This window comes from Actinomycetospora sp. (genome assembly GCF_055612215.1).
In genome coordinates, this window is sequence record NZ_JBVPVA010000473.1 from 1 (window position 1) to 3,819 (window position 3,819).

The 3,819-nt window shown below is 73.9% G+C and carries 6 protein-coding genes; 3 read left to right on the plus strand and 3 right to left on the minus strand.

Annotated features, from left to right (window positions below; all coding sequences use genetic code 11):
* Positions 1–300: 300 nt before the first annotated feature.
* The gene (locus AC0CYZ_RS13190) at positions 301–960 is read right to left on the minus strand and encodes an NUDIX hydrolase (RefSeq protein WP_472215986.1); all 660 of its coding nucleotides are present in this window, start codon (positions 958–960) and stop codon (positions 301–303) included.
* On the minus strand, positions 957–1,295 hold the full coding sequence (locus AC0CYZ_RS13195) for a DUF3024 domain-containing protein (RefSeq protein WP_472215988.1): 339 nt from the start codon (positions 1,293–1,295) through the stop codon (positions 957–959). Before AC0CYZ_RS13195 ends, AC0CYZ_RS13190 begins: the two co-directional genes overlap by 4 nt.
* Before the next feature lie 149 nt (positions 1,296–1,444).
* On the opposite strand from AC0CYZ_RS13195, the gene AC0CYZ_RS13200 reads away from it, so the two are divergent.
* The 3 genes from AC0CYZ_RS13200 to AC0CYZ_RS13210 are packed head-to-tail and all read left to right on the plus strand — an operon-like array spanning position 1,445 to position 3,411.
* Positions 1,445–1,948 (plus strand): hypothetical protein, encoded by a 504-nt coding sequence (locus AC0CYZ_RS13200; protein ID WP_472215990.1) that lies wholly within the window; start codon positions 1,445–1,447, stop codon positions 1,946–1,948.
* A gap of 20 nt (positions 1,949–1,968) precedes the next feature.
* Entirely contained in the window at positions 1,969–2,544 is a 576-nt protein-coding gene (locus tag AC0CYZ_RS13205; protein ID WP_472215992.1) for a peroxidase-related enzyme, read from the plus strand.
* A gap of 9 nt (positions 2,545–2,553) precedes the next feature.
* Positions 2,554–3,411, plus strand: coding sequence for an NAD(P)-dependent oxidoreductase (locus tag AC0CYZ_RS13210; protein WP_472215994.1), 858 nt, complete (start codon positions 2,554–2,556; stop codon positions 3,409–3,411).
* 65 nt (positions 3,412–3,476) lie between these two features.
* Here the strand turns inward: AC0CYZ_RS13210 and AC0CYZ_RS13215 are convergent.
* A partial coding sequence (locus AC0CYZ_RS13215) for a glycoside hydrolase family 6 protein (protein ID WP_472215996.1) occupies positions 3,477–3,819 on the minus strand: 343 nt, incomplete at its 5' end.

Consider the following 3,819-nt stretch of genomic DNA (forward strand, 5'->3'; position numbering starts at 1 on the left):
TCGAGAGCCGCTGGTGGCCCAGCCACGCGTGCTCCAGCTCGATCCGCCCGGAATCGTCCGGGCCACGGTGATGGATCCGGGCGAGCATCCGCTCGCACTTGTCGGGGTCGATGTCACCGTACGCAGCGACGATTCCGCACACGAGCGATCACGCATCCTTCGTCCGGGGCCCTCATCAGACAACCACGCGGTACCGCTCGGCGCACCGGAACGGGGCGCTCGTCACGCGTCGTTAACGGTGCAGGGTGGAACTCCCCGCGCGACGGGTATCTCTGTGGGTTCCCCGGTCACCGACCGGGTTCAGCGCCAGGCGAACACCGGCTGCTCGAGTCCGTCGACCCGCGTCCGACGGTCACGCAGCGCGACCTCGCGGAACTGCAGCAGCACCGCCGCCGTGGGCGCGTGCACCCGGTGTCCCACGATCGGCAGCTGCACCACGGGCCGGTCGGACTCCGGGATCTCGAGGTAGTGCGGCTCGACGTCGAGCTCGTCGAGCGTCACGTGGAAGACGTGCGCCACCTCGTCGGGCGAGGGCGCCAGCTCGTCCAGCGGCGCGGCCACGGTCATGACGACGGGGGTGATGACGAAGCCGGAGCGGGTCGGGTAGTCGTCGAGGCGGCCCACCACCCGGTCCGCGCCGAGGGCGAGCCCGAGCTCCTCGTCGAGCTCGCGGCGGGCAGCCGTCACGGTGTCCTCGCCGGGGTCCACCGACCCGCCCGGCAGCGCGAACTGCCCGGGGTGGTCGCGCAGCCGCGACGTGCGGCGGGTGAGCAGGACGCCCGGTCCGCGGCCGGGGTCGTCGAGCACGACGACGGCGACGGCGGCCCGCCGGGGTGCGCGCAGGTCGCCGTCGCGGGCGCGGACGGGGTCGAGCGTCCCCGGGTCGACCTCCCGACGGTGCCCGCGCTCGAACGCCGCGACACGGGCGGCCATCGTCGCGAGATCCGGGTGGCCGCTCACCCCCAGAAGATGCCGGTCGGGTCCGCGTCGACGATGTCGAGCAGCGGGGCGGGCGAGACGGCCTTGGACTCGTCGGGGTAGCGGTGCCACCGGCCGCCGGAGTCCGGCCAGAGGAGCACCCACCGGCCGTCGGCCGCGTCGTAGCGCAGCTGCGCGATCGGCGCGGTGGACCACTCGGTGGCGAGCTCGGGGAACACCGGGGCGCGGCGGCAGGACAGCGTGATGCGCCCCGCGCGCTCCGAGTAGGAGATCTGCACGCTGTCGCGCTGGGACTCGGGCACCCGTTGCGCGCACCAGCGCCGGACGATCGCCCGGTGTTCGTCGCTCACGTGCATGCCGGTCACTGTGACATGACGGCCTCCGGCACGGGAGACCTCCTCGGCCTGCGTCACCCCACGGCGTCCGACCCGCCCGGGACCGCCGGGGACGGGGGTGCCAGCATCGGGCCCGCGCCCGCGGGGGCGCCGCGAGGAGGGCGACGGGCATGGGGACGACGACCGCGACGACGGGCGGCCGCGGGCGCGCGGGCGCGGCCGCGGCGGGCCTCGTCCTGGCCGGTGCCCTGCTGCTCGCGGGGTGCGGGGGAAGCGCCCCCGCCCCCGCCCCGGCCGCCGCTCCGGTGCCCGCCGCGCCGACGACGACCGTGGACGCCTCGGCGAAGTCCTACTGCGACACCGTCGCCCGGGTGCAGGCCGAGCAGTCCTCGCCGCAGTCCGGGCAGGGCGGGGTCCAGGTGGCGAGCGCGACGGCGCGGCGGCAGGTCGCCGACCTCGTGGCCACCGCCCCGCCGGAGCTCGCCGACGACTGGCGGACCGTCCAGCGCTCCACCGAGCAGGCCCTCGCCTCCCTGGCGCGAACCGGCGGCGACCCGAGGAAGATCGACCGCGACCAGCTGGCGGAGCTCGAGCAGCAGTCCCGGCCCGCGGTCGCGCACATCAAAACCGTGACCGAGCAGCGCTGCCACGTCGCGTTCCGGACACCCGGCTGATCCCGCACTACGGTCGGGCCATGAGCGAAGTGAGCCGCTTCGGCGTCGTCGAACCCGCGGACCTCCCCGACGACCTGCGCGAGCGGGTCGGCGCGATCGCCGAGAAGTCCGGCTTCGTCCCGAACATCTTCCGCGCCCTGGGCCGGCGTCCCCGCGAGCTGCGGGCCTTCCTGGACTACCACGACGCGCTGATGGACTCGAACGACGGCCTGTCCAAGGCGGAGCGCGAGCTCGTCGTCGTCGCGACCTCCGGGGCGAACCACTGCACGTACTGCATCGTCGCCCACGGGGCGATCCTGCGGGTCCGCAGCAAGGACCCCGAGCTCGCCGACCACGTGGGCACCAACCCCTTCGGCGCCGAGCTCACCGGCCGGCAGCGCGCGATCGTCGACCTCGCGCTCGCCCTCGCGCTCGACTCCGCGTCGTTCGGTGACGACGACCTCGACGCCGCCCGGGAGGCCGGCCTGTCCGAGGACGAGATCTGGGACGTCGGGGCCATCACGGCACTGTTCGCGATGTCCAACCGCCTCGCGCACCTCACCGCGCTGCGGCCCAATGCGGAGTTCTTCACGATGGGCCGCCAGCTCTCCGGGTAACCGGGGGACATGACTTCAGTAGCGGTACTGGGCACCGGGATCATGGGCGCGGGGATGGCCCGCAGCCTGCTGCGCGAGGGCCACGACGTGACCGTGTGGAACCGCAGCCCGGAGAAGGCGAAGCCGCTGGCCGACGACGGCGCGACGGTGGCGGACTCGGCGGCCTCGGCGGTCGCCGGCGCCGAGGTCGTCGTCACCATGCTCTTCGACATCGAGCCGGTCCTCGCGGTGATGGCCGACGTGGCGGAGTCCTGGCCCACGGGCGCGGTGTGGGTGCAGTCGAGCACCGTCGGCGTCGAGGGCACCCGCCGCGTCGAGGCGTTCGCTCGCGAGCGGGGCATCGACGTGCTCGACGCGCCGGTGCTGGGCACGAAGGCCCCGGCCGAGAACGGGAAGCTCGTGTGGCTCGTCTCCGGGCCGTCGTCGCTGCGGGACAAGGTCGCGGGCCCGTTCGACGCGATGGGTGCGCGGACCCAGTGGGTGAGCGAGACCCTCGGGGACGGCAGCAAGCTCAAGCTCGCGGTGAACGCCTGGATCGGGGCGATGGTGAACGGGATCGCGCAGTCGGTGGCCCTGGCCCGCGGCCTGGGCCTGGACGGGCAGCAGTTCCTCGAGGCGGTCGAGGGCCAGGCCGTCGACTCGCCCTACCTCCAGCTCAAGGGCAAGGCGATGCTCTCGGGGGACTACACGCCCTCGTTCGAGCTCGACGGGGTCATCAAGGACACCAGCCTCATCCGCGACGCCATGACCGAGGCGGGCACGGCGACCACGCTGGCCGACGCGGTCGCTGACCGGCTCGCGGTGGCCAGCGCCGCCGGGCACGGCGAGGAGGACATGGCCGCCGTCGTGTACGCCTACGGGACCTGAGTCCGCCACGCACGAGGGGAACCCTCGGCCGACGAGAGCGGCCGGGGGTTCCCTTCGCGCCGGCGTCAGGAGCTCTTCGTCGCCTTCGCGAGCCCGAGGGCGTAGTCGGGCATGAAGTCGCCGGCGCTGGGCGAGCCGCGGCAGTCGCCGTCGGAGTCGCCCGGCTCCTTGATCCAGAGGAACGCGGCGACACGCGGGTCACCGGTGCTGCGGGTCGGCGGCGTGCCGAGGGCCCGGCCCGGCGGGTTGCACCAGGTGGGCTGCTCGGGGCCGCTGTAGGAGCCGTTGCCGTTGCGGCTGGTGTCGATGACGAACTTCTTGCCGCCGAGCTGGTCGGAGACCTTCTTGCCGTAGCTCTCGACGGCGTCGTTGGTCTGGAAGTTCGAGACGTTGAGCGCGAAGCCCGCC

What these genes read in the sequence shown, in the direction of transcription:
- AC0CYZ_RS13205 (WP_472215992.1), top strand. Translation starts at nt 1,969, where the DNA reads ATGAGCGAAGTGAGCCGCTTCGGCGTCGTCGAACCCGCGGACCTCCCC.
- AC0CYZ_RS13200 (WP_472215990.1), top strand. Translation starts at nt 1,445, where the DNA reads ATGGGGACGACGACCGCGACGACGGGCGGCCGCGGGCGCGCGGGCGCG.
- AC0CYZ_RS13195 (WP_472215988.1), bottom strand. Translation starts at nt 1,295, where the DNA reads ATGCACGTGAGCGACGAACACCGGGCGATCGTCCGGCGCTGGTGCGCG.
- AC0CYZ_RS13210 (WP_472215994.1), top strand. Translation starts at nt 2,554, where the DNA reads ATGACTTCAGTAGCGGTACTGGGCACCGGGATCATGGGCGCGGGGATG.